The organism is Pseudomonas sp. GD04015, from assembly GCF_029837675.1.
In the GTDB taxonomy this organism is placed as follows: Bacteria; Pseudomonadota; Gammaproteobacteria; order Pseudomonadales; family Pseudomonadaceae; genus Aquipseudomonas; species Aquipseudomonas paralcaligenes.
Genome location: NZ_JAOEEE010000001.1, coordinates 41,095 through 66,712 on the forward strand (window position 1 = coordinate 41,095; position 25,618 = coordinate 66,712).

At 62.5% G+C, this 25,618-nt stretch carries 26 protein-coding genes; 14 read left to right on the forward strand and 12 right to left on the reverse strand.

The window, feature by feature from the left end; translation table 11 throughout:
• Positions 1 to 182 precede the first annotated feature (182 nt).
• The 3 genes from N7640_RS00175 to N7640_RS00185 all read left to right on the forward strand — a co-directional run bounded on the left by N7640_RS00175 (position 183) and on the right by N7640_RS00185 (position 1,938).
• Complete coding sequence (locus N7640_RS00175; RefSeq protein ID WP_279903334.1) at positions 183 to 524, forward strand: hypothetical protein; 342 nt, start codon at positions 183 to 185, stop codon at positions 522 to 524.
• 180 nt (positions 525 to 704) lie between these two features.
• Entirely contained in the window at positions 705 to 1,196 is a 492-nt protein-coding gene (locus N7640_RS00180; RefSeq protein WP_279903333.1) for a TIGR00645 family protein, read from the forward strand.
• Between the two features lie 112 nt (positions 1,197 to 1,308).
• Positions 1,309 to 1,938 (forward strand): FKBP-type peptidyl-prolyl cis-trans isomerase, encoded by a 630-nt coding sequence (locus tag N7640_RS00185; RefSeq protein ID WP_220814565.1) that lies wholly within the window; start codon positions 1,309 to 1,311, stop codon positions 1,936 to 1,938.
• Between the two features lie 135 nt (positions 1,939 to 2,073).
• On the opposite strand, the gene N7640_RS00190 is transcribed toward N7640_RS00185, so the two are convergent.
• Together N7640_RS00190 and N7640_RS00195 are read right to left on the reverse strand one after the other, a co-directional pair.
• Entirely contained in the window at positions 2,074 to 2,316 is a 243-nt protein-coding gene (locus tag N7640_RS00190; RefSeq protein WP_220814564.1) for a hypothetical protein, read from the reverse strand.
• 252 nt (positions 2,317 to 2,568) lie between these two features.
• Positions 2,569 to 3,537, reverse strand: coding sequence for a polyprenyl synthetase family protein (locus tag N7640_RS00195; protein WP_279903331.1), 969 nt, complete (start codon positions 3,535 to 3,537; stop codon positions 2,569 to 2,571).
• A gap of 304 nt (positions 3,538 to 3,841) precedes the next feature.
• On the opposite strand from N7640_RS00195, the gene rplU reads away from it, so the two are divergent.
• The 5 genes from rplU (at position 3,842) to N7640_RS00220 (ending at position 7,564) form a co-directional block, all read left to right on the forward strand.
• Complete coding sequence (rplU, locus tag N7640_RS00200) at positions 3,842 to 4,153, forward strand: 50S ribosomal protein L21 (RefSeq protein WP_043308929.1); 312 nt, start codon at positions 3,842 to 3,844, stop codon at positions 4,151 to 4,153.
• 24 nt (positions 4,154 to 4,177) lie between these two features.
• Positions 4,178 to 4,435 carry a 50S ribosomal protein L27 gene (gene rpmA / locus N7640_RS00205; protein WP_043308927.1) on the forward strand — a complete coding sequence of 86 codons (258 nt, stop codon included), beginning with the start codon at positions 4,178 to 4,180 and terminating at the stop codon, positions 4,433 to 4,435.
• A 107-nt stretch (positions 4,436 to 4,542) separates the two neighbouring features.
• Positions 4,543 to 5,766 carry an Obg family GTPase CgtA gene (cgtA, locus tag N7640_RS00210; RefSeq protein ID WP_279903330.1) on the forward strand — a complete coding sequence of 408 codons (1,224 nt, stop codon included), beginning with the start codon at positions 4,543 to 4,545 and terminating at the stop codon, positions 5,764 to 5,766.
• Positions 5,767 to 5,833: 67 nt separating this feature from the next.
• Complete coding sequence (gene proB / locus N7640_RS00215; protein WP_279903326.1) at positions 5,834 to 6,952, forward strand: glutamate 5-kinase; 1,119 nt, start codon at positions 5,834 to 5,836, stop codon at positions 6,950 to 6,952.
• 150 nt (positions 6,953 to 7,102) lie between these two features.
• Positions 7,103 to 7,564, forward strand: coding sequence for a CreA family protein (locus N7640_RS00220; protein ID WP_279903324.1), 462 nt, complete (start codon positions 7,103 to 7,105; stop codon positions 7,562 to 7,564).
• A 102-nt stretch (positions 7,565 to 7,666) separates the two neighbouring features.
• On the opposite strand, the gene rpsT is transcribed toward N7640_RS00220, so the two are convergent.
• Positions 7,667 to 7,939 (reverse strand): 30S ribosomal protein S20, encoded by a 273-nt coding sequence (gene rpsT / locus N7640_RS00225; protein WP_192318572.1) that lies wholly within the window; start codon positions 7,937 to 7,939, stop codon positions 7,667 to 7,669.
• 182 nt (positions 7,940 to 8,121) lie between these two features.
• Here rpsT and murJ point away from each other — a divergent pair, with 182 nt between their 5' ends.
• The 5 genes from murJ to fkpB all read left to right on the forward strand — a co-directional run bounded on the left by murJ (position 8,122) and on the right by fkpB (position 14,468).
• A complete protein-coding gene (murJ, locus tag N7640_RS00230; RefSeq protein WP_279903323.1) occupies positions 8,122 to 9,666 on the forward strand; it encodes a murein biosynthesis integral membrane protein MurJ in 1,545 nt (514 codons plus the stop codon).
• A gap of 82 nt (positions 9,667 to 9,748) precedes the next feature.
• Positions 9,749 to 10,687 carry a bifunctional riboflavin kinase/FAD synthetase gene (gene ribF / locus N7640_RS00235; protein ID WP_279903322.1) on the forward strand — a complete coding sequence of 313 codons (939 nt, stop codon included), beginning with the start codon at positions 9,749 to 9,751 and terminating at the stop codon, positions 10,685 to 10,687.
• Between the two features lie 14 nt (positions 10,688 to 10,701).
• On the forward strand, positions 10,702 to 13,536 hold the full coding sequence (gene ileS, locus N7640_RS00240) for an isoleucine--tRNA ligase (RefSeq protein ID WP_279903321.1): 2,835 nt from the start codon (positions 10,702 to 10,704) through the stop codon (positions 13,534 to 13,536).
• The gene (gene lspA, locus N7640_RS00245; protein ID WP_279903320.1) at positions 13,529 to 14,038 is read left to right on the forward strand and encodes a signal peptidase II; all 510 of its coding nucleotides are present in this window, start codon (positions 13,529 to 13,531) and stop codon (positions 14,036 to 14,038) included. The genes ileS and lspA overlap by 8 nt, the downstream gene beginning before the upstream one ends.
• Complete coding sequence (gene fkpB, locus N7640_RS00250; protein ID WP_220814555.1) at positions 14,031 to 14,468, forward strand: FKBP-type peptidyl-prolyl cis-trans isomerase; 438 nt, start codon at positions 14,031 to 14,033, stop codon at positions 14,466 to 14,468. The genes lspA and fkpB overlap by 8 nt, the downstream gene beginning before the upstream one ends.
• A 108-nt stretch (positions 14,469 to 14,576) precedes the next feature.
• Here the strand turns inward: fkpB and N7640_RS00255 are convergent, their stop codons facing one another.
• The 7 genes from N7640_RS00255 to N7640_RS00285 all read right to left on the reverse strand — a co-directional run bounded on the left by N7640_RS00255 (position 14,577) and on the right by N7640_RS00285 (position 22,000).
• Positions 14,577 to 15,008: a type IV pilin protein gene (locus N7640_RS00255; RefSeq protein ID WP_279903317.1), complete on the reverse strand. Its 432-nt coding sequence runs from the start codon at positions 15,006 to 15,008 to the stop codon at positions 14,577 to 14,579.
• Positions 15,005 to 18,790, reverse strand: a complete 3,786-nt coding sequence (locus tag N7640_RS00260) for a PilC/PilY family type IV pilus protein (protein WP_279903315.1) — start codon at positions 18,788 to 18,790, stop codon at positions 15,005 to 15,007. The genes N7640_RS00255 and N7640_RS00260 overlap by 4 nt, the downstream gene beginning before the upstream one ends.
• 11 nt (positions 18,791 to 18,801) lie before the next feature.
• Positions 18,802 to 19,464, reverse strand: a complete 663-nt coding sequence (locus N7640_RS00265; RefSeq protein ID WP_279903314.1) for a PilX N-terminal domain-containing pilus assembly protein — start codon at positions 19,462 to 19,464, stop codon at positions 18,802 to 18,804.
• Positions 19,461 to 20,297, reverse strand: coding sequence for a prepilin-type N-terminal cleavage/methylation domain-containing protein (locus N7640_RS00270; RefSeq protein ID WP_220814551.1), 837 nt, complete (start codon positions 20,295 to 20,297; stop codon positions 19,461 to 19,463). The genes N7640_RS00265 and N7640_RS00270 overlap by 4 nt, the downstream gene beginning before the upstream one ends.
• Complete coding sequence (gene pilV / locus N7640_RS00275) at positions 20,294 to 20,854, reverse strand: type IV pilus modification protein PilV (RefSeq protein WP_279903313.1); 561 nt, start codon at positions 20,852 to 20,854, stop codon at positions 20,294 to 20,296. Before pilV ends, N7640_RS00270 begins: the two co-directional genes overlap by 4 nt.
• Positions 20,855 to 20,863: 9 nt before the next feature.
• Positions 20,864 to 21,382 (reverse strand): GspH/FimT family pseudopilin, encoded by a 519-nt coding sequence (locus N7640_RS00280; RefSeq protein ID WP_279903311.1) that lies wholly within the window; start codon positions 21,380 to 21,382, stop codon positions 20,864 to 20,866.
• A gap of 114 nt (positions 21,383 to 21,496) precedes the next feature.
• A complete protein-coding gene (locus tag N7640_RS00285; RefSeq protein WP_279903309.1) occupies positions 21,497 to 22,000 on the reverse strand; it encodes a GspH/FimT family pseudopilin in 504 nt (167 codons plus the stop codon).
• Between the two features lie 80 nt (positions 22,001 to 22,080).
• Here N7640_RS00285 and thiO point away from each other — a divergent pair, with 80 nt between their 5' ends.
• On the forward strand, positions 22,081 to 23,193 hold the full coding sequence (gene thiO, locus N7640_RS00290; RefSeq protein ID WP_279903307.1) for a glycine oxidase ThiO: 1,113 nt from the start codon (positions 22,081 to 22,083) through the stop codon (positions 23,191 to 23,193).
• A 15-nt stretch (positions 23,194 to 23,208) separates the two neighbouring features.
• On the opposite strand, the gene ispH is transcribed toward thiO, so the two are convergent.
• Complete coding sequence (gene ispH / locus N7640_RS00295) at positions 23,209 to 24,156, reverse strand: 4-hydroxy-3-methylbut-2-enyl diphosphate reductase (protein WP_279903305.1); 948 nt, start codon at positions 24,154 to 24,156, stop codon at positions 23,209 to 23,211.
• 118 nt (positions 24,157 to 24,274) lie between these two features.
• Entirely contained in the window at positions 24,275 to 25,615 is a 1,341-nt protein-coding gene (locus N7640_RS00300; protein WP_220815557.1) for a sigma-54 dependent transcriptional regulator, read from the reverse strand.
• Positions 25,616 to 25,618: the final 3 nt, after the last annotated feature.

Below are 25,618 nucleotides of genomic sequence, written 5' to 3' on the forward strand. Positions count from 1 at the left end.
GGTCACGCGACAACTGGTCAGTCTCTGCCCATTCCGGCGGCGCCCTCGGCGGGCGTCGCTGCGACGGCTTTTCCCAGGCACCGTCCACAGAGTTATCCACAGTCTGCGGGGATAACTTTCACCTTTCCGAAGCGGTGTGGCGGGGTGTAGGCTGAATGCCAGACCTCGCGAGGATCGCCGCCATGCCGCGCAGCCTCTGCCTCACCCGTCAGTGCCTGGGCCTGACCACCCGTATCGAGTGCGAGATCCGTCCGCTAGCCAGCGGGCGTGGCTTGTGGACGCTTCTGTGCGCGGCCGGCATGTCGGGGGCGCAGCCCTCGGCGATCAAGGCGCAAGGCCCATTCCACGGGCCTTTCGTCGCAGAGAGGGTGCTCGATTCGATTGCCGATTGCTTGGCCGTTCAAGGCTATGAGCCTTGTACGGATGAGCCCATCTGGCGCCTGCATCTGCTGGCGGAGCTGCGCAGGTTGAATGGCGCATGCCCAGGCCCGGCCGGCATCTGTCAGTTTCACCCGGAGAGCTGAGCGCTTTTTGTCCAATCCGTACGGGGCTCCCGCTGCGCCGGGGATGCGGCGATCCTTCCTGCCTCTGCCCACAAGGTTATCCACAGCGGACGGGGATAACCTCTCTACGACGTTGGTGCCTTGCCCGCCGTGCATGGCTGGGTATACTCGCCGCCTGTTTTTCCCACTCGGCGAGTCAACATGGAACGCTTTATCGAAAACGCGATGTACGCCTCGCGCTGGCTGCTGGCGCCTATCTACTTCGGCCTGTCGCTGGGACTGCTGGCGCTGGCGCTGAAGTTCTTCCAAGAAGTCTTCCATATTCTGCCCAGCGTCTTCGCGATGGCCGAGGCCGAACTGATCCTGGTGCTGCTGTCGCTGATCGACATGGCCCTGGTCGGTGGCCTGCTGGTGATGGTGATGATCTCCGGCTACGAGAACTTCGTGTCCCAGCTGGATATCGACGAGTCCAAGGAGAAGCTCAACTGGCTGGGCAAGATGGACTCCAGCTCGCTGAAGATGAAGGTGGCGGCGTCCATCGTGGCGATCTCCTCGATCCACCTGCTGCGGGTGTTCATGGACGCGCGCAATTACGAGATTGATCACCTGAAGTGGTACGTGATCATCCACATGACCTTCGTCGCCTCGGCCTTCGCTATGGGCTACCTGGACAAGCTGACCAAGCACGATTGATCCCGCCTCGTGTTGCAACCGCCCGGCCGTCGCGAGATGCCCGGGCGGTTTCGTTTGCGGGTGGCTGTGCTAGTCTGGCCGACCTTTTTCGACCCCCTAGCGGAGCCCGGCCATGTCCGACCTGAACCTTTCCAGCGAGCTTTCCACCGATGAAGGCCGCGTCAGCTACGGCATCGGCCGCCAACTGGGCGACCAGCTGCGCGACAACCCGCCGCCCGGTGCCAGTCTGGAGGCCATCGTCGCCGGCCTGCGCGACGCCTTCAACGGCCAGCCCAGCCAGGTCTCGCCCGAGGCGCTGAACGCCAGCTTCCGGGTGATCCGCGAAGTCATGCAGGCCGAAGCCGCCGCCAAGGCCGAGGCTGCTGCCGGCGCCGGGCGCGAGTACCTGGTCGAGAACGCCAAGCGTGAGGGCGTGACCGTGCTGGAGTCCGGCCTGCAGTACGAAGTGCTGGTGGCGGGCGAGGGTGCCAAACCGTCGCGCGAGGATCATGTGCGTACCCATTACCACGGCACCCTGATCGACGGCACCGTGTTCGACAGTTCCTATGATCGGGGCCAGCCGGCCGAATTTCCGGTCGGCGGCGTGATCGCCGGCTGGGTCGAGGCCCTGCAACTGATGAACGCCGGCAGCAAGTGGCGCCTGCACGTGCCGAGCGAGCTGGCCTACGGTGGCCAGGCTGTCGGCAGCATCCCGCCGCACAGTGTGCTGGTGTTCGACGTCGAGCTGCTCGACATCCTGTAAAAGGCGATGCCCGGACGGCCTTCCTGACCGATCCGGGCACCTGCGCGGGGCAATCGCTCCGCGCTATCCCGGCACGCTCCCTGTGCCGGGTTGCCGACGAGACTGGCGGGTCTGGCCGCGTCTCGTCAGCGTTGCTCAGTGCGGCTCGCTGTGGGGCCTGAGCGCCCGTGCGTAGCAGAACAGGAACAGGCCGCGCACCAGCTCCTTGAGCACGCCCGGTTCGCACGAGCTGAGGCCGGCGAGATCGAGGTCGCCCTGATCACGCAGCTCGCCTATGGCTTCCTCTTCCAGCACGGCACACACCTCGCCGGTCTCCCTGTTGAGGATGCGCAGATAGGGGTGGGGGCGATCCAGCCAGGCATCGATCAGATAGGTCATGGCTCATCTCCTTTGTCGTCCATTCAATGGATATGAGAATAATTCCTATTATCAAAATAGCAAGCGTCAATCGCGTCTTTTGTCGGACACTCGACCGAACGGTCGCCGTGCGCGCCGAGATCGGCTCACAAAAAATCGCCCGCAGCGATTCCTGACGTCTCTGCGGGTGGTGGCCGAAGAGGGTGGCCGCGAGGATGGCTGGGCACAAAAAAGCCCGTCACAGGGACGGGCTCTTCATCGTGCGGCGCCGTGTCAGTGGGTGCGGGCGACTGCGAAGTGGCTCAGCTCGATCAGGGCGTCGCGGTAGGCGTTGTCCGGAAGGGCCTCCAGGCAGGCGATCGCCTTCTCGGCATGCTCGCGTGCCAGGCGGGCGGTGTAGTCCAGGGAGCCGGAGGCCTGCACGGCGGCGCGGATACTCTCCAGATCCTCGATGCCGCCCTTCTGGATGGCGCTGCGCACCAGGGCGGCCTGTTCGGAGCTGCCCTCGCGCATGGTGTAGATCAGCGGCAGGGTCGGCTTGCCCTCGGCCAGGTCGTCGCCGACGTTCTTGCCCAGGGTAGTGGCGTCGCCCTGGTAGTCGAGCAGATCGTCGACCAGCTGGAAGGCGATGCCGAGGTGATCGCCGAAGTGGCGCAGGGCCTCGCTCTGCGCCTCGTTCGCGCTGGCTAGGGCGGCGGCGCTGTGGGTCGAGGCCTCGAACAGCATGGCGGTCTTGCCGCGGATGACGTCCATGTAGGTCTCTTCGGTGGTGCTGGCGTCGCGCACCTTGGACAGCTGCAGCACCTCGCCTTCGGCGATCACCCGGGTGGCGCGGGAGAGGATGCGCATCACCGGCATGGAGCCGAGCTCGACCATCATCTCGAACGAGCGGGAATAGAGGAAGTCGCCGACCAGCACGCTGGGCGCATTGCCCCACTGGGCGTTGGCGGTGGCGCGGCCGCGGCGCATGCCGGACATGTCGACCACGTCGTCGTGCAACAGGGTGGCGGTATGCAGGAACTCGATGGTGGCGGCCAGCAGGCGCAGGTCGTCGGCCTGGTAGCCGAGCGCCTTGCCGCTGAGCAGCACCAGCAGCGGGCGCAGGCGCTTGCCGCCGGCGGAGATGATGTAGTCGCCGATCTTTTCCACCAGGGGCACATGGGACTTCAGCTGCTGGCGGATGATGCCGTCGACGGCGGTGAAATCGTCCGCGACCACGCTTTGGAAGGCCTGGGGTTGCATCGGTGACGGGAGCTCCTGGAACGGGGCCGGCTGCCTCGCGTGGCGGAGGGCGGCAAAATGGCGGGTCTGCCTGGGCAGACCGGGCTGCGCGGCATGCTAGGGGGCGGGGTAGGGGCTGTCAAGGCAAGGCCTGGCAGGGCTTGCCTCGCCTCCGGGGTTTCCGTACAATCGCGGCCCCAAACTTCTATGGGCACTCCCTGCCTTACGCAATTGCACGGGCGTCAGTTCCGGCCCCATGCAGCCATGCCGGCCAATAACTCTTCCTATAAAGAGTCGGGTGAGCAGGTTCAACGGAGAAAAATCCATGTACGCAGTAATTGTTACCGGTGGCAAGCAGTACAAAGTCGCCGAAGGCGAATTCCTCAAGGTCGAGAAACTGGAAGTCGCCACTGGCGAATCCGTGACTTTCGACCGCGTTCTGCTGGTTGGCAACGGTGACGACGTGAAAATCGGCGCTCCGGTGGTCGATGGTGCCAAGGTTGTCGCCGAGGTGGTCTCCCAAGGCCGTCACGACAAAGTGACCATCATCAAGTTCCGCCGTCGCAAGCACCACATGAAGCGTCAGGGCCACCGTCAGTGGTTCACCGAAATCAAGATCACCGGCATCCAGGCCTGATCCCCTTTTAGGAGGCTATGACTCATGGCACACAAAAAAGCTGGCGGTAGTACTCGTAACGGCCGCGATTCAGAAAGCAAACGCCTTGGCGTGAAGATGTACGGTGGCCAGGTCATCAAGGCCGGCAACATCATCGTGCGTCAGCGCGGCACCCAGTTCCACGCTGGCTACGGCGTTGGCATGGGCAAGGATCACACCCTGTTTGCGAAAGTCGACGGCGTGATCAAGTTCGACGTGAAGGGCGAGTTCAACCGCCGTTACGTGAGCATCGTGACCGCCTGAGGTCGCGCTTGCTGAAAAAGCCCTGTCTCGCGACGGGGCTTTTTTGTTTCTGTGTATCCTGTATTCCTGAGTTCACTGGCCCGCCGCTGCGGTGGGAGGCAACCCTAATGAAATTCGTCGACGAAGTTTCGATATTTGTAAAAGCCGGCGACGGCGGCAACGGCATGATGAGCTTCCGTCGCGAGAAGTTCGTCGAGAAGGGTGGCCCCAACGGCGGCGACGGCGGTGACGGCGGCTCCGTGTTCATGGAGGCTGATCCGAACCTGAATACCCTGGTCGACTACCGCTATACCCGTCGCTTCAATGCGCGTAATGGCGAGAAGGGCGGCAGTACCGAGTGCACGGGCGCCAAGGGTGAGGATCTGGTCCTCCCGGTGCCGGTCGGTACCACGGTGATCGACGCGGCGACCCAGGAGATCATCGGTGACCTGACCAAGCCGGGCCAGCGCCTGATGGTAGCGCAGGGTGGCTGGCATGGCCTGGGCAACACCCGCTTCAAGTCCAGCACCAACCGTGCGCCGCGCCAGACCACGCCGGGCAAGCCGGGCGAGCAGCGCGACCTCAAGCTGGAGCTGAAGGTGCTGGCCGATGTCGGCCTGCTCGGCCTGCCGAATGCGGGCAAGAGCACCTTCATTCGTTCCGTGTCCGCGGCCAAGCCGAAGGTGGCCGACTATCCCTTCACCACCCTGGTGCCGAACCTGGGCGTGGTCAGTGTCGGTCGCTACAAGAGCTTCGTGATCGCCGATATCCCGGGGTTGATCGAGGGGGCCTCCGAAGGCGCCGGCCTGGGTATCCGTTTCCTCAAGCACCTGGCGCGTACCCATCTGTTGCTGCACCTGGTGGACATGGCGCCGTTGGATCAGAGTGATCCCGCTGAGGCCGCCGAAGTCATCATCAGCGAGCTGGAGAAATTCAGCCCGGCGCTGGCCGAGCGCGAGCGCTGGCTGGTGCTGAACAAGTGCGACCAGTTGCTCGATGATGAGCGCGAGGAGCGCATGCGGGCGGTGGTCGAGCGTCTCGACTGGAAAGGGCCGGTGTTCGTCATCTCCGCCCTGGAGAGCGAGGGTACCGAGGCGCTGAGCCAGGCGATCATGCGCTACATGGACGAGCGTGCCGTGCGCATCGCCGAAGAGCCGGCGTTTGCCGAGGAGCTGGCGGAGCTGGATCGCCGCATCGAGGACGAGGCGCGCGCCCGTCTGCAGGCGCTGGACGACAAGCGCGCGCTGCGTAAGGCGGGGCTGAAGAGCATCGACGATGTGGGCGACGACGATGACTGGGATGACTTCGAGGATGACGAAGACGGTCCCGAGATCATTTACGTTCGGGACTGACAATGGGTATCGTGCAGCGCCGCTTTATAGCGGCGTTGTGCCGATTGGCTTGAATGCAGAGGGCATCATGCGGGACAAGGTGACCGGCGCGCAGCGCTGGGTGGTGAAGATAGGAAGTGCGCTGCTGACCGCCGACGGGCGTGGCCTGGATCGCTCTGCCATGGCGGTGTGGGTCGAGCAGATGGTGGCCCTGCGCGAGGCGGGAGTGGAGCTGGTGCTGGTGTCGTCCGGCGCGGTGGCGGCGGGCATGAGCCGCCTCGGCTGGACTGCCCGGCCGAGCGCGATGCATGAGCTGCAGGCGGCGGCAGCCATCGGCCAGATGGTGCTGGTGCAGGCCTGGGAGTCGAGCTTCGCCGAGCATGGCAAGCACACCGCCCAGGTGCTGCTGACCCACGACGACCTGTCCGACCGCAAGCGCTACCTGAATGCCCGCAGCACCCTGCGCACGCTGGTCGACTTGAGCGTGGTTCCGGTGATCAACGAGAACGACACCGTGGTCACCGACGAGATCCGCTTCGGCGACAACGACACCCTGGCGGCGCTGGTGGCCAATCTGGTAGAGGCCGACCTGCTGGTGATCCTCACCGACCGCGACGGCATGTTCGATGCCGACCCGCGGCACAATCCCGATGCCCAGCTGATTTTCGAGGCGCGCGCCGACGATCCGTCGCTGGATGCGGTGGCGGGCGGTACCGGCGGCGCTCTGGGGCGCGGTGGCATGCAGACCAAGCTGCGCGCGGCGCGTCTGGCGGCGCGCTCCGGGGCGCACACGGTGATCGTCGGCGGGCGCATAGAGCGCGTGCTGGATCGCCTCAAGGCGGGCGAGCGCCTGGGGACCCTGCTGGCACCCGAGCGTGGCCTGCTGGCGGCGCGCAAGCAATGGCTGGCGGGTCATTTGCAGACTCGCGGCACCCTGGTGCTGGATGCGGGAGCGGTGAAGGCGCTGACGGCCGACCGCAAGAGCCTGCTGCCGGTCGGGGTGCGTGAGGTGCAGGGCAGTTTCCGTCGTGGCGAGATGGTGGTCTGTGTCGGTCCCGATGGGCGCGAGGTCGCCCGCGGCCTGGCCAACTACAGTGCCCTGGAGGCGCAGAAGATCATCGGTCAGCCTTCCGATGCCATCGAGAGGCTGCTGGGCTATGTCGACGAGCCGGAGCTGGTGCACCGGGACAATCTGATTCTGGTCTGAAAATCGGCTCACAGGCTGCTGCGCGTCGGCCCTGCCGCGTTAAAAGCAGGCTCGGAAAGCTCATTTACGGCTTGTAAACTCCGCTTCCTCGCCTGCTTTTGCCTTGCATGGCTCTAGCTCGCGAGCCTGTGAGCCGATTTTGGAGGTGTTATGCGTATTGCGAAAGGATTGCTGGCGGTATGCCTGGCGTTGCCGCTGATGGCGCAGGCGGAGGAGATCGGTGAGGTCTCCACGGTGTTCAAGTGGGTGGGTCCGAACGACAGGATCGTGGTCGAGGCCTTCGACGATCCCAAGGTGGAGGGCGTGACCTGTTACCTGTCGCGCGCCAAGACGGGTGGGGTCAAGGGTGGTCTGGGATTGGCCGAGGATCGTGCCGAGGCGTCGATTGCCTGTCGTCAGGTCGGCCCCGTCCGCTTCGTTGGCAAGCTGAAGGATGGCGAGGAGGTATTCAAGGAGCGTACCTCGCTGGTGTTCAAGACCATGCAGGTGGTGCGTTTCTTCGACCAGAAGCGCAATACCCTGGTCTATCTGGTGTACAGCGACAGGGTGATCGAGGGCAGTCCGCAGAATGCGGTGACGGCCATCCCGATCCTGCCCTGGGCGGCGCAGTAATCAAGAAGGCCGGAGGATGCTCCGGCTTTTTCTTTTGTTTGAGAAAAATCGCGGGCAATAAAAAACCGGCCCTGAGGCCGGTCTTTTCAAGAACAGAACCAATCAGGCGGCGGTAGCCAGAACCTTGATGTGGCCGTTCAGGCGGCTCTTGTGGCGAGCGGCCTTGTTCTTGTGGATGATGCCCTTGTCGGCCATGCGGTCGATGACCGGAACGGCCAGGGTGTAGGCGGTCTGAGCCTTTTCCAGGTCCTTGGCGTCGATGGCCTTGACCACGTTCTTGATGTAGGTACGGACCATGGAGCGCAGGCTGGCGTTATGGCTACGACGCTTCTCAGCCTGTTTGGCGCGTTTTTTGGCAGAAGGTGTATTGGCCACCGTCAAGCTCCTCGAAAACTAGGGGGATAGCAACAAATAAGGCCGCGAATCATGCCGATGCGCAGCGTGCCTGTCAAGTGGGGAAGTGTCTTCATTGGCTGGTCTGACCAGCGGCGGCTGGTTACACTCCTCGCCTTCATCTGCCGGCCAGCCGCGCCGGCCCTCCGGATCGTCGAGACTCCATGAATCTGCTCAAGTCCCTGGCCGCCGTCAGCTCCCTGACCATGCTCTCCCGCGTGCTGGGCTTCGTCCGCGACACGATCATCGCGCGCACCTTCGGCGCTGGTGTGGCGTCGGACGCCTTCGTCGTCGCCTTCAAGCTGCCCAACCTGCTGCGCCGGATCTTCGCCGAGGGTGCCTTCTCCCAGGCCTTCGTGCCGATCCTGGCCGAGTACAAGACCCAGCAGGGCGAGGAGGCGACCCGCACCTTCCTGGCCTACGTCGCCGGCCTGCTGACCCTGGTGCTGGCGCTGGTGACCTTGCTCGGCATCCTCGCCGCGCCGTGGATCGTCTGGATCACCGCGCCGGGCTTCGCCGACGAGGCCGAGCGGTTCGCGCTGACCACCGATCTGCTGCGGGTGACCTTCCCCTACATATTGCTGATCTCGCTGTCGTCGCTGGTCGGGGCGGTGCTCAACACCTGGAACCGCTTCTCGGTGCCGGCGTTCGTACCGACCCTGCTGAACGTCAGCATGATCGTGTTCTCGGTCTGGTTCGCGCCGTATTTCGATCCGCCGATCATGGCGCTGGGCTGGGCCGTGCTGGTCGGAGGCCTGGCGCAGTTCCTCTGGCAACTGCCGGCGCTGAAGAAGACCGGCATGCTGGTGCTGCCGCGCCTGAGCCTGCGCGACACGGGCGTGTGGCGGGTGCTCAAGCAGATGGGGCCGGCGATCTTCGGCGTGTCGGTGAGCCAGATTTCGCTGATCATCAACACCATCTTCGCCTCCTTCCTGGTGGCCGGTTCCGTGTCTTGGATGTATTACGCGGATCGTCTGATGGAGCTGCCCTCCGGTGTGCTCGGTGTGGCGCTGGGGACCATCCTGTTGCCGGCGCTGGCCAAGACCTACGCCAGCGCCGACCGCGAGGAGTATTCGCGGCTGCTCGACTGGGGCCTGCGCCTCTGCTTCCTGTTGGTGCTGCCCTGCACCCTTGCGCTGGCGATCATCGCCGAGCCGCTGGTCGTCTCGCTGTTCCAGTACGGCAAGTTCACTGCCCATGACTCGGCCATGACCCAGCAGGCCCTGGTTGCCTACGCAGTCGGCCTGCTGGCGCTGATCCTGATCAAGATCCTGGCGCCGGGCTTCTATGCCCAGCAGAACATCAAGACCCCGGTGCGCATCGCCATCGTCAGCCTGCTGGCGACCCAGGCGATGAACGCGCTGTTCGTCTTCGGCCTGGACCTTCGGCACGCCGGGCTGGCACTGGCCATCAGCCTGGCGGCGTGCCTCAACGCGGGGCTGCTCTACTGGCAACTGCGCAGCCGGCGCATGTACCAGCCGCAGCCGGGCTGGACGCCGTTCCTGCTCAAGCTGGTGCTGGCGGTGGTGGTCATGGCGGCGGTGCTGCTGGCGCTGATGCATGTCATGCCGGCTTGGGAGCAGGGCGACATGCTGATGCGGCTGCTGCGCCTGGGTGCGCTGGTGGCAACCGGGGCGGTGACCTATTTCGGCATGCTGCTGCTGCTCGGTTTTCGCCCGAGGGATTTCGCCCGCCGCACCATTCATTGACTTGCCCGGCGGCTGACACACTGCCTGTCGCCGATAGTCGCCTGTGCGTATAATCGGCCACTTTGTAAGCAAGAAGCACGCTATGCAGCTGGTCCGCGGCCTCCACAATCTGCTACCCCTGACCCAGGGATGCGTTGCCACCATCGGCAATTTCGATGGCGTGCACCGTGGTCACCAGGCCATCCTGGCTCGTCTGCGCGAGCGCGCCATCGAGCTGGGCGTGCCGAGTTGCGTGGTGATCTTCGAGCCGCAGCCGCGTGAATTCTTCGCGCCCGATACCGCACCTGCGCGTCTCACCCGACTGCGCGAGAAGCTCGAACTGCTGGCTACCCAGGGCGTCGACCGGGTGTTGTGCCTGGCCTTCAATCGCCGCCTGCGCGAGTTGTCCGCCGACGAGTTCGTGCGCCAGGTGCTGGTGGATGGGCTTCACGTGAAGCATCTGGAGGTTGGTGATGACTTCCGCTTCGGTGCCGGCCGCTCCGGTGACTTCGCCTTCCTGGTCCAGGCCGGCGAGCAGCAGGGCTTCAGCGTCGAGGCGGCGCTGACCGTCGAGCTGGATGGCGAGCGGGTCAGCAGCACCCGGGTGCGCCAGGCTCTGCAGGCCGGCGAGCTGGAGCTGGCCGAACGCCTGCTGGGCCGCCCCTATGCCTTGACCGGCCGTGTGCTGCACGGCCAGAAGCTGGCTCGCCAGCTCGGCACGCCAACCGCCAACGTGCAGCTGAAGCGGCGCAAACCGCCGCTGCGTGGAGTGTTTCTGGTCACCGCGGCGCACGAGGGGCATCGTTTCCCTGGCGTCGCCAATATCGGCCAGCGGCCGACCGTGGCGGGCGATGGCAGCCCGCATCTGGAAGTGCATTTGCTGGAATACGCTGGCGATCTCTATGGCCAGCGTCTGACGGTGGAATTCCACCACAAGCTGCGCGATGAGCAGCGTTTCGCCTCCCTGGAGGCGCTGAAGACGGCGATCGACGCGGATGTCGCCGCCGCCCGGGCCTACTGGCTTGGCCAACCGCTTGATTGATCGAAGAGCCTGAGATGACCGACTACAAAGCCACGCTGAACCTCCCGGATACTGCCTTCCCGATGAAAGCCGGCCTGCCGCAGCGCGAGCCGGAGACCCTGGCACGCTGGGACAGCATTGGCCTGTACCAGAAGCTGCGCCAGCTCGGCGAGACCCGGCCGAAGTTCGTCCTGCACGACGGCCCGCCCTATGCCAACGGCAGCATTCACATCGGTCACGCGCTGAACAAGATTCTCAAGGACATTATCACCCGCTCCAAGACCATGGCCGGCTTCGATGCGCCCTACGTGCCGGGCTGGGACTGCCATGGCCTGCCGATCGAGCACAAGGTGGAAACCACCTTCGGCAAGAACCAGCCCGCCGACCTGACCCGCGAGCGCTGCCGTGCCTACGCCGCAGAGCAGGTGGCAGAGCAGAAGGCCGGCTTCATTCGCCTGGGCGTGCTGGGCGAGTGGGACAACCCCTACCTGACCATGAACTTCGCCAACGAAGCCGGCGAAATCCGCGCGCTGGCGGAAATCGTCAAGAACGGTTTCGTGTTCAAGGGCCTGAAACCGGTCAACTTCTGCTTCGATTGCGGTTCGGCCCTGGCCGAGGCCGAGGTCGAGTATCAGGACAAGAAGTCCGACGCCATCGACGTCGCCTTCCCGATCGAGGATGCCGACAAGCTGGCCGCCGCCTTCGGCCTGGCCAGCCTGGACAAGCCGACCGCCATCGTCATCTGGACCACCACCCCCTGGACCATTCCGGCCAACCAGGCGCTGAACGTGCACCCGGAGTTCACCTACGCGCTGGTGGATGTGGGTGATCGCCTGCTGCTGTTGGCCGAGGAAATGGTCGAGAGCAGCCTGCAGCGCTATGGCCTGCAGGGCGAAGTCATTGCCACTGCCCCGGGCGCTGCGCTGGAACTGATCAATTTCCGCCATCCGTTCTACGATCGCCTGTCGCCGCTGTACCTGGCCGACTACGTCGAACTGGGTGCTGGTACTGGTATCGTCCACTCCGCGCCGGCCTATGGCGAGGACGACTTCTACAGCTGCAAGCGCTACGGGATGAGCAACGACGACATCCTCAACCCGGTGCAGAGCAACGGTGTGTATGTCGACTCGCTGCCATTCTTCGGCGGCCAGTTCATCTGGAAGGCCAACCCGAACATCGTTGCCAAGCTCGAGGAAGTAGGTGCGCTGCTCAAGCATGAGTCGATCAGCCACAGCTACATGCACTGCTGGCGCCACAAGACCCCGCTGATCTACCGCGCTACCGCGCAGTGGTTTGTCGGTATGGACAGCAAGCCAAACGAGGGCGCTACCCTGCGTGAGCGTTCGCTGGCCGCCATCGAACAGACCAAGTTCGTTCCGGCCTGGGGCCAGGCGCGCTTGCACAGCATGATCGCCGGTCGCCCTGACTGGTGCATCTCGCGTCAGCGCAACTGGGGAGTGCCGATCCCGTTCTTCACCCACAAGGAAAGCGGCGAACTGCATCCGCGCACCGTGGAGCTGATGGAGGAAGTCGCCCAGCGTGTCGAGAAGGAGGGCATCGAAGCCTGGTTCAAGCTCGACGCTGCCGAACTGCTCGGTGAAGAAGCCGGCCAGTACGACAAGAGCCGCGACACCCTCGACGTGTGGTTCGACTCGGGCACCACCCACTGGCACGTATTGCGCGGCTCCCATGCCGAACTGGCGCATGTCACCGGCCCGGCGGCCGACCTGTACCTGGAAGGCTCCGACCAGCACCGCGGCTGGTTCCACTCCTCGTTGCTGACGGGCTGCGCCATCGACGGCCACGCACCGTACAAGGAGCTGCTGACCCACGGCTTTACCGTCGACGAGCAGGGTCGCAAGCAGTCCAAGTCCCTCGGTAACGTGGTCGCGCCGCAGAAAGTGATCGACAGCCTGGGCGCCGACATCCTGCGCCTGTGGGTGGCGTCGACCGACTACTCCGGCGAGATGGCGGTTTCCGACCAGATCCTGCAGCGCAGTGCTGACGCCTACCGCCGCATCCGCAACACCATGCGTTTCCTGCTGGCCAACCTGGGCGACTTCGACCCGGCCAAGGACCTGCTGCCGGCCGCGCAGATGCTCGATCTGGATCGCTGGGCCGTGGACGCCACCGCGCGTCTGCAGGCCGAGATCATCGAGGCCTACGGCGAATACCGCTTCTGGAACGTCTACTCCAAGGTGCACAACTTCTGCGTGCAGGAGCTGGGCGGCTTCTATCTGGACGTGATCAAGGACCGCCAGTACACCACCGCCGCCGACAGCGTGGCGCGTCGCTCCTGCCAGAGCGCCCAGTACCACATCGCCGAGGCGCTGGTGCGCTGGATCGCGCCGATCCTGGCCTTCACCGCCGACGAGATCTGGTCGTTCCTGCCGGGCGAGCGCAACGAGTCGGTGATGCTGAACACCTGGTACGAAGGGCTCGATCGCCTGCCGCAAGGCTTCGAACTGGATCGCGCCTACTGGGAGCAGCTCACCGCTGTTCGCACGGCCGTGAACAAGGAGCTGGAGAGCCTGCGCAACAGCAAGGCCATCGGCGGCAACCTGCAGGCCGAGGTCACCCTGTACGGCGACGAATCCCTGCAGCAGTCCCTGGCCAAGCTCGACAACGAGCTGCGCTTCGCCCTGATCACTTCCGCCGCCACCGTCGCGCCGCTGGCCGATGCGCCGGCCGATGCGGTGGACACCGAAGTGCCTGGCCTCAAGCTGAAGATCGTCAAGTCGGCCCATGCCAAGTGCGGTCGCTGCTGGCACTTCCGTGCCGACGTCGGCAGCAATGCCGCCCACCCGGAGCTGTGCGAGCGTTGCGTGAGCAACATCGAGGGCGATGGCGAGGTGCGCAAGCATGTCTGATGCCTCGCGTTTCGGTCGCCTGGCCTGGCTATGGCTGACCCTGGCGGTGTTCCTGCTCGACCAGGGCAGCAAGCAGATCGTGCTGCAGGTGCTGGAGTATGGCCAGCGGGTCACGGTGATCGACGGCTACTTCGACTGGGTCCACGTCTACAACCGCGGTGCAGCCTTCAGCTTCCTGGCCGGCGAGTCCGGCTGGCAACGCTGGTTCTTCGCGGCCATCGCGCTCGGCGTCAGCGCTGTGCTGGTGGTGTGGATGAAACGCCTGAAGCGCGACGAAACCTGGCTGGCCATCGCCCTGGCGCTGGTGCTGGGGGGCGCGCTGGGCAACCTCTACGACCGGGTGGTGCTCGGTCATGTGGTCGACTTCATCCTGGTCCACTGGCAGAACCAGTACCGCTTTCCGGCCTTCAACCTGGCTGACAGCGGCATCACCGTCGGCGCCGTGATGCTGGCGCTAGACATGTTCAAGAGCAAGAAGTCCGGAGAACCCGCCCATGACTGAACAGCGTATCGGCCCGGACAAAGAGGTGACTCTGCACTTCGCCCTCAAGCTGGCCAACGGCGATGTGGTCGACAGCACCTTCGACAAGCAGCCAGCGACCTTCAAGGTCGGCGACGGCAACCTGCTACCGGGCTTCGAAGCTGCGCTCTACGGCTTCAAGGCCGGTGACAAGCGTAGCCTGCAGATCGAGCCGGAAAACGCCTTCGGCCAGCCCAACCCGCAGAATGTACAGGTAATGCCGCGATCCCAGTTCGCCGAGATGGAGCTGTCCGAAGGGCTGCTGATCATCTTCAACGATGCCGCCAATACCGAGCTGCCGGGGGTCGTCAAGGCGTTCGACGAGCAGCAGGTGACTATCGACTTCAATCATCCGTTGGCTGGGAAGACGCTGAGTTTCGATGTGGAGATCATCGAGGTTCGTTCGGTCTGACTGCTGCTTCCAAACGGTAGTCTGGGTGGAGTTCGACGCAGCCCAATAATTGCCTTGGTAAAAACAAAAGGCCCAATCATGGATTGGGCCTTTTGCTTGAGCGCAAGTCTATCGCCAACATTCTTCTCGAGTCTTTTCTGAGCCTGTCCGGTCCCGCTCGCCTAGCGCGTTGAGGGTCAGGGCGCCGCAGGCGCTGTCGTCGAAGGTCGGGGTAGCTGTCAGAGTGTAGCCACCATCATTTGCTGTGGTGCCCACTGACAGCGTGTACCTGCCGGTCCGCGAGGTAGGGGTGGGCGTATTGAACAGCTTACTGAGATTCGCCGCAGTCGTGATGTAAACGAAGTTCTGTGCGTAATAGCGCTCCTGAGCGGCGGCTGCATCGCTGAGAAGAGCCTGCCCTTCGCTGCGATTTCCGCGACTGACGTATTCGCTGTAACTCGGATAGGCGATAGCTGCAATGATCGAGATGACGGTCACGGCGATCATCAGCTCGATCAGAGTAAAGCCCTGTTGAGCTTGGGTTTTAGACTTCATCATCATTCCTCGATTTCATCGACCAAGCGCCAGCTTTGCCGGCCAATGCTGGCCGGATCCGGCCTGATGTCATTGCAGGTGGTTCCGGTGCAGACCTCGAAGTTGCCATCGGGTTTCTGCGAAATGGTCAAGCCGCCTTCGCCTGACTGTTGTTGGCCGGAGGGGAATACGCCACTCTCCAAGGTAGGGGCTGTCAGAATGAGGGCATTATGCCGCAGGCGGCCACCGCTATGAGGGTTGATGGCGTAGGTCCAGTTGCTGGCTCCGTCGGCGCAGGGGTCGTCATTGGGTACCAAGGTCTGCAGGAACAGGCTACGCCCAAGTGTGGCCATGTCGTCTACCAACATTTCTCCATCCAGCGCTTCCGCTCCCTGCTTGAAATCCAGGAGCCAGCCCAGCTTATCCACGCCGCCCTCATTGTTGTACCAGGCGATGTGATTATCGCTCATAGTACGAGCGTCCATACTTTTTCCTGCCCGGTTGGTAGCCGTGGTTGCGGTGTCGATGGTTTGCGTAACCAAGCGGCTGCGATTGATGGTGATCGCACTATTGCTGGCGCTGATGTCTTCGTTGATCAGGCGGGTGTAGCGATCCCAGATGCCATAGAGCGTCTGGGCCATGGACTTGTCACCGTCCTTGTCACCGTCTTCGAAGTACTTGCCTGTGCCGAAAACCACCAGATAACCGTTGCCGCTGGGATGGCGTACCAGAGAGGGAGCGGCAGTGATAGGCTGACGCTTGCTGCTATAGGCGCTATCCGCCACGGCGCTGAACATCGGCTTGCCTCCATAGGCTACGGAGAAGCTGTTGGCGCTGTTGGAATGCAGGTTGAAACGCCACAAGTTACCCTGCAGGTCGCCAGCGTAGGCGAACTCAGTGATGCCGTCGGCGTTGTAGTCCGAAAGTTTCGGCGTGGATAGGCCGTTTGCCAGCCCCTCTGTTCCCTCAACCTCCAGACTTTTCAGCAGGGTACCGTTGACGGCGTCCAGCACGAACAACGCGGCTTTGCCATTGGTGTGGTTTTGTGCCTCGTAGCCATTGCCGAACACCACGGCCCACCTGCCGGTATTGAGTCGTGCAACGGTCGGTTTTGAGAAGCTGTAGCCCATTTTCACAGCATTCGTGCCGGTGATCCTACGGTCGTCGAATTCCCAGAGCAGCCTTATGTTATCTGGGTCGGTGACGTCGAGGGCGAAGATGCTCTTGCCGCCGGCGCGCAGTGTACCGACCAAGATGGTTTTCCAGGTGCCGTTGTCATAAACGTCGGCTGCCACCGGCGAGCCGTCGACATAGAAGTGATGGCTGTAGTTATTGCCGGTCAGCTTGTTCAGGTTGGGGAATACTGCACTCGGGATGAAGGCGAACTCTTCGCGGCCTGTCTGAGAGTTGAAACCATGCAGCATGCCATCATTGCCGCCAACGTAGACCATACCCTTGCGGTTCAAAACTGACTGTGCGAAAGAGGCATAAGCGGTGTTGCCCTCGGTGCGGTTGGCTATATTTACTAGGTAACGAGCTTTGGACACACCAACCGGTGTTGAAGAGTACAGATCGCCTAATATCGAGGAGCGAGTCCGATAGGTGGTGCCTTCGCCAGTGCGTACGCCGCGCAGATAGTTCAGCCGCTCCTCACCCTTCGTTGCGTTATCGAGGCTGCCATTTTCTGGGTTGCGGCGCAGATGGTGGGCCAGGGTGCCTTCGGTGTTGGGATTGCCTGCATTGTTCCAAGTGAATGCTTGCAGCCCATTGGAGTTGCTTGTGGGGATGTAGATTCTTCGCGAGCTTGGGGCGGGCATCTGTTCGCTGGCTCGCCATGCGGTACGCAGGGTGTCCTGGGGAAGTCCCGTCACAGAGTTGAAGCTACGTTCCTTCTCGGTGCGGATCAGGTCTCCGGACCAGTTCTCGATGCTGGCATAGGTGGTGTGGTAGGACACCGTCTTGATGATGCCATTGTTGTTCTCATCCTCCGTCACTTGGCCGGAGTTCATTGCCGGGCGAGAGGCAGTGGATTTGTCGGCAGAGATGCGCGACATGATGTCGGCAAAAGCCTGTATGACACTCTCGGGTGAGTCTGCGCTAAAGAAGTCGCCACGAGAGTTAATCGCTGCATGCCATAAGTCGTAAACGTTGTTGACGCTGTCTGAGGATGCAGCGGGCCATTGCCTTGCTCCTGAGACAAGATTGTTATAGGCCGTGCCGCCAAGAGCGCCGCGTTCGCTGTCCCACTCTAGCCCTGCTTGGTTGAGCGAGCCACTAAGGCCGAGACCGACTGTGAAGTTGACCATGTGTTGCCATGTGGCTGGGTTGTTTCTCGCGTCCCAGTAGTCGGTCGTGCTATTGCCGCTCTTATACAAAATATAGGGTTTCAGATCATTGGCTCCGCCGGCAGATGTATTGGCGCGCAGATCGGTTGCCCAATAATGCATGGCCAAGTCGGCCAGAGTATTTTGGGTGCCATCAACATAAGGTCTCCGATTGGCATAACTTGTACCGTCCGGCAGTGTGAAGTTGCTATGGTCGGCGCGGAGAGTGTTTGTCGGGTTGCCATTGCTGCTATTCCATATGCCGTCAGTCATCAAAATATGGTAGCTGGGGCGGCATGCATATGTGTTGGCGTCTGTATTGCCGCTCTCGTTGGGGTATTTATGCCAGGCGGTGTCGGTCTGGAGGAATTTCCCTGCCCTGTCCAATGCGGCACGCAATGGAGTGTTCCCAGGAAATGTCATGTTCTGCATCCAGCCGAACAGTCTGCCACGCTGTGCAGTCGTATATTCGCGGAAGCGGTTGTTGTTGCAGTTATTGCTATTAAGGGTGGTGCAGTCCGTCAGTCCTTGCCATGTCAGACGGGGGCTGGAAGAGAGGTCGGCAAAGGCCATGCTGGCTGCGCTGACGGTAGCCAAGTTGCGAGAGCGATAAAATGAATACCAAATGGCAAAGTTCTGGCGTTCGTCAGTTCCAGCGATTGGATCTTCGCTTCTCGTCCTTCCAGATGTACTGCTGACATCGATCTTGCGGTAGCAGTTGTCATCGGTCTTGGCCTGTGTGCAGTCTGTCAATGTGTTGTCGTATACATAGTAGTAGGCCGGTACTCCGGTAGTGCGACGGTCAGGAATGCTAAGTTGATAGGTCGTCGACGTCGAACTGGAGCGAGTGCAACTGATTGCGGGGTAATTTTGTGGAGAGACGACCGTGACACTACAACCAGAGCCACTGGAGGCTCGGGTCAGCCTGTAGTCCACACCGTTTCTCGTATAAATTCCCGATGTAGCGCCAGCGGTGAGGTTGACGCCCGATTGGTTGAAGCTCAGATAGAAGTCGGGAGCGGGATTATTACCTTCCGAGCCGTTGGAGCTAGAAGTAACGGTGTAGGTATAGGTCGAACGATAGGAAGTGCTTAGGTTTACCGTTCCGCGAGAGGAGTTGAATCCATTGCGTCGTGCCGCAGTGAACGAAGTTGTAAATGCGGTTGCCTGTGTTCCATCGCTATTGAAAGATGGTGGAATACGGTAGGTCACTGCCGGGTTGTAGTACATCGGATTGTAATCGGCTGAGTTGTAGCGCCGGGTACTTCCTCCCCCTGGAATGCTGTCGGGAACATAGGCCCGATCCATACTGCTGGAGTCATCCAGTGTCAGAATCAGATTTGGCGGTACCCCAATGGTCAGACTCAGAGGGCTTTGCGATACAGCGGCCTGCACATCCAAGGCGGCTAGAAGAATGCCGCTGCTGATGGCCAGACTGCTCAGAAACTTGCCGCTGATTTGAAAACTCTTGCGGGTCATGTGCATCACCCTGTGCATTAGTTGTTGATGCCGACGTAGATGTTGGCCATGGTCGTCTGCAGTGCGAACTGGTCAGCTGCCTGAGCGGTCACCAGATAGAAATATGTGCCCTTGCCCTGCAAGGCGTCACCATACTCGGCGTTGATATCGTCGTTGGGTAGCAGTACGGTGTTCCAGTAGGCCTTGTGCTCAAGAGTGCTGGTGTTTCCAGGGGTAGTGCCACGATAGGGCATCCAAGGCACGAAGGTGTTATTGTCCGCAGTGTCGGTTTCTAGGCCGGTCCAGTTATTGAGGTAGCCACTATCTTTTATGTACTGCAATGGGTTGCGCTGAAAGTCCAAGTGCGCTTCCAAATCTATTACCGACGTGTCAGTGAGTTTGATCAGGCAGGGCTTGTTGTGTGAGAGTCGCTTATATATGTTGCTTTTCTTACAGTTGTCGGGCCTTTCTGTAAGCTTATCTTCGATGTTGGTTGGGCCGTAATAGCGTTTTTCCGCTTCACGTAGTGCCGATTCGCTGGCCAGTCGCAGTTGCTGTACCTCGATGCGGTTGGCGGTCATCCGCCCTTCGAGAGTAACTTCGCGCATGTTGCTGACGGTGAGAACGGTCACCACGGCCAGCAGGACCAGCGCCACCAACAATGTGGCGCCGGTTTGCCGGTTTCTATCGAGACTTTTCATGGCATCACGTTCCTTAGCGCTACGTTACTGCTGGCAATCTGAAATATCTGGCCTTTATCACGGCTCGTGAGCCAGGCTTTTTCCGCAGTAGTGGCGTCCCTGGTCCAAGTGGTCAGGGCAAGGGAGTCGCTGCCATCCGGGCGCTGGTTGTCGCTACTGGCCATCAGGGCGTTGAAGCGAACCTGCATGATGTAGCCGGTGCCGTTGTAGTCCGTCGATTTGACGACGCGGTCGATCTTGCGATCCAGGCCTTCGCCTACACCGAAGGCCATGCGGAAGTCTGCGATGCCGGTAACCAGTTCGGCAGTGGTGTTGCCTGCCTTGCACTCCAGCTTGCCGTTGAGGCCACCATTGTCATCCGGCTTGAAGCGCAGCACCATGACGACGGGATCGCCCTTAAGACTATATGCCTTGTCGCTACCCTCGAAGTTCGGTGTGGCCTTGCCGGTGCAGTCCAATTCACCCTGAACGAGAGGGAAGTAGCGCAGGCATACGCCAACCGTACCGTTATCGGGCTGGGCGCGGGTGATGGAGGACTCTGGCTTGAAGGCCTCGCAGTCGGTGGTGGCATCTAGGCGGCGGAAAGCATACTCGGGCAATTGTGCCGGGGTTCTGCGAAAGCCGACCTTGTTCAGGTAGCTTTCCATCAGGGTGACGAGGAAGCGTTGATTTTCCTGGTTCCCGGCTTGCTGTTGCTGGAAGTTGTAGTTGCGGCGGTTGTCGATGTATATCTGGGTGATACCAAGAATCAGGAAGCAACCAATGGCGAGGGCGACCATCAATTCGACGAGGGAGAGACCTCGCTGGCCGCGGCGTATTCTGAGGCTATTCATAGCTCAATCCGAGTGCGGTAGATGCAGGTAGTGGCATTGGGGGTGCGAATATCCGGACAGGCGTCCTTCTTCACCTGCCAGGCCAGCTGGATTTCGATGGTGGAACCTTGGTTGTTGCAGTCGCCCGCCGTAGAACTGCGGCAGATGTAAGACTGTGACGTCAACAGGGTCGCGCTATCGGGCAGTCTGGCCTTGACCTGCTCGACCCAGCAGTCACGTTGTAGTTGTGCTCCCTCCGGGTCTACACAGGCACTGGCGGAGGGCACTGTGGGGGCTGGAGAGAAGTTACTGCCTTTGTTCTTGAAGAACAGCGAGCTGCTTTTGAGTCCGTCGTTGGCCGGATAGTCCGGGGGGATATCGGTGAACAGCTCGGCGGGATTGGTACGCATCATGTCGATGAGTTGGTTGGACAACTCTACCGCAGAGTTGCGTTGGATCGAGTCCTGAGTGTACTGAATGCTGCGGCTTTGCAAGGCGACCATGCCGAGAATCCCCAGCGTGACCAGCAGCAGAGTGACCAGTACCTCGATGAGGCTGAAGCCTTTACTGTTGTTCAAGGGAAGCTCCTATTCGCAAGAGGCCAGGGTTATAGGGTTGTTGGATGCGTCTACATCCTTCCCGCGCGGGTGCAGTCGCACGCTTCCATTGGGCTGGACGGTAATAAGAAAGCCATTCACGGCGTCTTCGTCGTAGCACACGGTAAAGCGTGCCGCGCCGCTGGCAGTGCCGGAGGGCAGATAGGTGAGTTCGGTGATGGCGGTGCCGCTGGCGTCGGTGGCAACTGCCTTCATCGGGACCTGAGGGAGTTCGATCTTGCGGAGTAGCTGGTCGTTCTTGCTTGGGCGTTTGGCTTGCCAAGTGTCGCTAGCGGCAAGATCGAGATCGATGGTGGTGCGCCAGTTGACCGCCTCAGTACGGGCCATCACCAAGAAGGTTTTCAGCTCCTCGGCTTTGGCCTGCACTTGGTTATTGCGGACTAGTTGGGTGAAGTTGGGCACGGCGATGAAAGCCATGATGGCCAGCAGGCTTATGACAACCATCAGTTCCACCAGGGTGAAGCCCCGATTGTTACGTGCACGGGACATGTGCTGCTCCGGTTGGTTTCGTGATGCGAATAGTCGGCCATGGCCTTTCTCATGTCCTGCATCGCTGGATAACCGGTGAAATGTCCCGGATGACTGGCTTCAACCACGCCAGGGCTACAGGCAGCGGTGGCTCTGCTCTTGGTTTTCCTGGATGCCTGCGCGGCGTATCCTCCCCTGCCGATTGATGACCAATTGCCGTGTGATGGCCTGTTCATCGCAGATGTAGAAACGGCCGTTGCTGGTCGGGCTGGTGCCGTTGCCGTGAAAGCGGATCGCATCGCGGAAGCCCGACCATTGAAGAGGGCGGCTGCCGGAGTAGGGCGTCGAGTGGTAGAGCTTCTTGCCTTGCTCGGTGCTGAGCAGCCAGGGCTGGGACCAGTCCGTGCTGCAGTCGATGCCGTTCAGGCTGGGGCACAGACGCAGCGTTCGTTTGTGCTCGACGGCCCGGCTGCGCGCATGGTGGAGCAGGGTGTTCAGCTCTTCCATGGCGGCCTGGTCTCGCGAGGTTTGCAGCAATTTGGCCAGGGCTGGAGCGGCGAGGGTGGTGAGTATCGCGATTACGGCAAGTGTGATGACCAGCTCCACGAGGGTGAAGCCTGTCGGTCTTGACGGGGTCATGGTGTCTTCCTTGGGGCGTATGTATGTCGTGCGAATTCCTTTCGCATTTTTCGGTATAGATCAGTTCTCGAGAGGTGCAAGTGAGCCGGGTGATTGTGGTGGGCGCGGGAGCCATCGGGCTGTTGAGCGCGCGGATGCTGGCCGAGGCGGGATGGAATGTGTTGCTGCTGGAGCAGGGGCGTGCGGGGGGCGAGGCGTCTTGGGCGGGGGGCGGGATCGTTTCACCACTGTATCCATGGAACTACAGCCCGGCGGTCTCGGCGCTGGCGCACTGGTCGCAGGATTTCTACCCGGCCCTGGCGTCGCAGTTGCTGAATGACTCGGGTATCGACCCCGAGCTGCATGTCACCGGGCTTTACTGGCTCGATCTGCCCGGCGAATCGAAGGCGCTGGACTGGGCCATCAAGCATGGGCGCAGGCTCTGGCAGGTCTCGGCGGCGCAGGTCCGTGAGGCCGTACCCGCATTGGGCGAGGGCTTCGAGCACGCATTGCATATGCCGGGGGTGGCCAATGTGCGCAATCCCCGCCTTCTGCAGGCGCTTCGCGCGGACCTGGCGCGGCGCGCCAATGTCGAGCTGCGCGAACAGTGTCCGGTGCATGGCTTCGTCATCCAGCAAGGACGGGTAGTCGGCGTGGAGACGGCGCAAGGGGCGTTGCGGGCCGATCAGGTTGTCGTGGCTGCAGGTGCCTGGAGCGGTGACCTGCTGCGTGAGGTGGGGCTGGACCTGCCGGTGCAGCCGGTCAAGGGGCAGATGATTCTTTACCGCTGCGACCGTGACTTCCTGCCGTCCATGGTGCTGGCCAAGGGGCGATATGCCATTCCGCGCCGCGATGGGCATGTGCTGGTTGGCAGCACGCTGGAGTATCAGGGCTACGACAAGACGCCGACGGACGAGGCCCTGCAGAGCCTGGAGGCTTCCGCCCGGGCGTTGCTGCCGGCGCTGGCGGAGGCCGAGCGGGTAGGGCACTGGGCCGGGCTGCGGCCGGGCTCTCCATCGGGTGTGCCTTTTATCGGCGAGGTGCCGGAGCTGCCCGGGCTGTGGCTCAACTGCGGGCATTTCCGCAATGGCCTGGTGCTGGCGCCCGCGTCCTGCCGGCTGTTGTGCGACCTCATGCTCGGGCTGGCGCCGATCGTCGAGCCAGAACCCTACCGGCCGGTCGGGCTGGTGAGCTCAGGCTCGCCCCGGCTGTAGCCGGGGCTGGACGAGTCAGCCGATCTCCTTGACCCGCAGTTCCTTCGGCATCGAGAAGGTGATGTTCTCGGGGCGCCCTTCCAGCTCTTCCGCCACGTTGGCGCCCCATTCCTTGAGCTTTTCCACCACGCCTTTCACCAGCACTTCGGGTGCGGATGCGCCCGCGGTGATGCCGACGTTCCAGGCATTGTCGAACCAGGTGCGCTCCAGGTCTTCGGCCCCGTCTATCAGATGGGCCGGAGTGCCCAGCCTTTCCGCCAGTTCGCGCAGGCGGTTCGAGTTGGAGCTGTTCGGGCTGCCGACCACCAGCACCACGTCGCAGGCGATGGCCAGTTGTTTCACGGCGTCCTGGCGGTTCTGGGTGGCGTAGCAGATATCGTCCTTGCGCGGGCCGCCGATGCTGGGGAAGCGGGCGCGCAGGGCGTCGATGACCCGGCTGGTGTCGTCCATGGAGAGCGTGGTCTGGGTGACGAACGCCAGCGACTCCGGGTCGCGGACGTGCAGGCGGGCCACGTCTTCCTCGTCTTCCACCAGATAGATGGCGCCGCCGTTGGTGGTGTCGTACTGCCCCATGGTGCCCTCGACCTCGGGGTGCCCCTCGTGGCCGATCAGGATGCATTCGCGGCCATCCCGGCTGTAGCGCAGGACTTCCATGTGGACCTTGGTCACCAGCGGGCAGGTGGCGTCGAATACCTTGAGGCCGCGGCGTGCGGCTTCGTCGCGCACCGCCTTGGAGACGCCGTGGGCGCTGAAGATGACGATGGTGTCATCCGGCACCTGGTCGAGTTCTTCGACGAACACCGCACCACGGGCCCGGAGGTCTTCGACGACGAACTTGTTGTGCACGACTTCGTGGCGGACGTAGATGGGCGGCTCGAAAACCTCGAGGGCTCGGTTGACGATCTCGATGGCTCGATCGACGCCGGCGCAGAAGCCGCGAGGGTTTGCGAGTTTGATTTGCATGCTGGATCTCGGCGCAGGCTGGTTCAGGCTGCGTAGTTTAGCGGTAAGGCCCGGCGCTGCGGACAGAAAACGTCGTGCCGCCGATGGATAGCGCTTGCCGCCGGTCGACAGCCGGGCATCAATCGATGCCCAGCTTCTTCAGGCGGTAGCGCATGGAGCGGAAGGTCAGGCCCAGGCGCTGGGCCGCCGCGGTGCGGTTCCAGCGGTTTTCCTCGAGGGCCTGCATGATCAGCTTGCGCTCGATTTCCTCCAGGTAGTCTTCCAGGTTGTCGATCTGCGCCAGCGAGGCCGTGTCGCCGTCGGCGACCGGGGCGGCGTCCGCGAGGCGCAGGTCGGCGGCCTGGATCTGGTCGTTCTCGCACAGGGTGTAGGCGCGCTCGAGCATGTTCTCCAGCTCGCGCACGTTGCCGGGGAAGCGGTAGCACTTGAGCTTGTCCAGCGCCTCCGCGCTCAGCCGCGCGGCGGGCAGGCCGCTGCCGTCGGTCAGGCGCTGCAGCATGGTCTCGGCCAGCAGGGGAATGTCCTCGCGGCGCTCGCGCAGCGGCGGAACACGCAGTTCGATGACGTTGAGGCGGTAGAACAGGTCCTGGCGGAAGCGGCCGGCCGCCACTTCGGCGGCCAGGTCCTTGTGCGTCGCGCAGAGGATGCGGACGTCGACCACCAGTTCCTGCTGGCCGCCCACAGCCCGGACGGCCTTTTCCTGGATGGCGCGGAGCAGCTTGACCTGCATGGTCAGCGGCAGGTCGGCGACCTCGTCGAGGAACAGGGTGCCGCCGTTGGCGGCCTGGAACAGGCCCTGCTTGTCTTCGATGGCGCCGGTGAAGCTGCCTTTCTTGTGGCCGAAGAATTCGCTTTCCATCAGCTCGGAGGGGATGGCGCCGCAGTTGACCGGCACGAACGGCTTCTCTGCCCGCGGGCCCTGTTCGTGGATCAGGCGGGCCACCAGTTCCTTGCCGCTGCCCGATTCGCCGCTGATGTAGACCGGGGCCTGGCTGCGGGCGAGCTTCTGGATCTGGTTGCGCAGGGCCTTCATCGGCGGCGACTCGCCGAGCAGGCGGGTGTCCACCGAGCCTTCCTCGCTGTCGCCCGCGCGCAGGCGCAGCGCCGTGCCCACCAGCTCGCGCAGACGACCGAGGTCCACCGGCTTGGTCAGGAAGTCGAACGCACCGGCCTTGAGGGCGTTGATGGCGGTGTCCAGGCTGCCGTAGGCGGTGATCATCGCCACCGGCACCTGGGCGTGGCGCTGCTGGATGTGCTGGACCAGGTCGAGGCCGGTGCCGTCGGGCAGGCGCATGTCGGTCAGGCACAGGTCGAAGGGCTCGCGCGCCAGCCACTCGCGCGCTTCCTTGACGTTGCGCGCGCTGCGCGTATCGAGCTTCATGCGCCCGAGGGTGATTTCCAGGAGTTCGCGGATGTCGGGTTCGTCGTCGACGATCAGGGCTCTCTGCCGGGTGCTCATGGT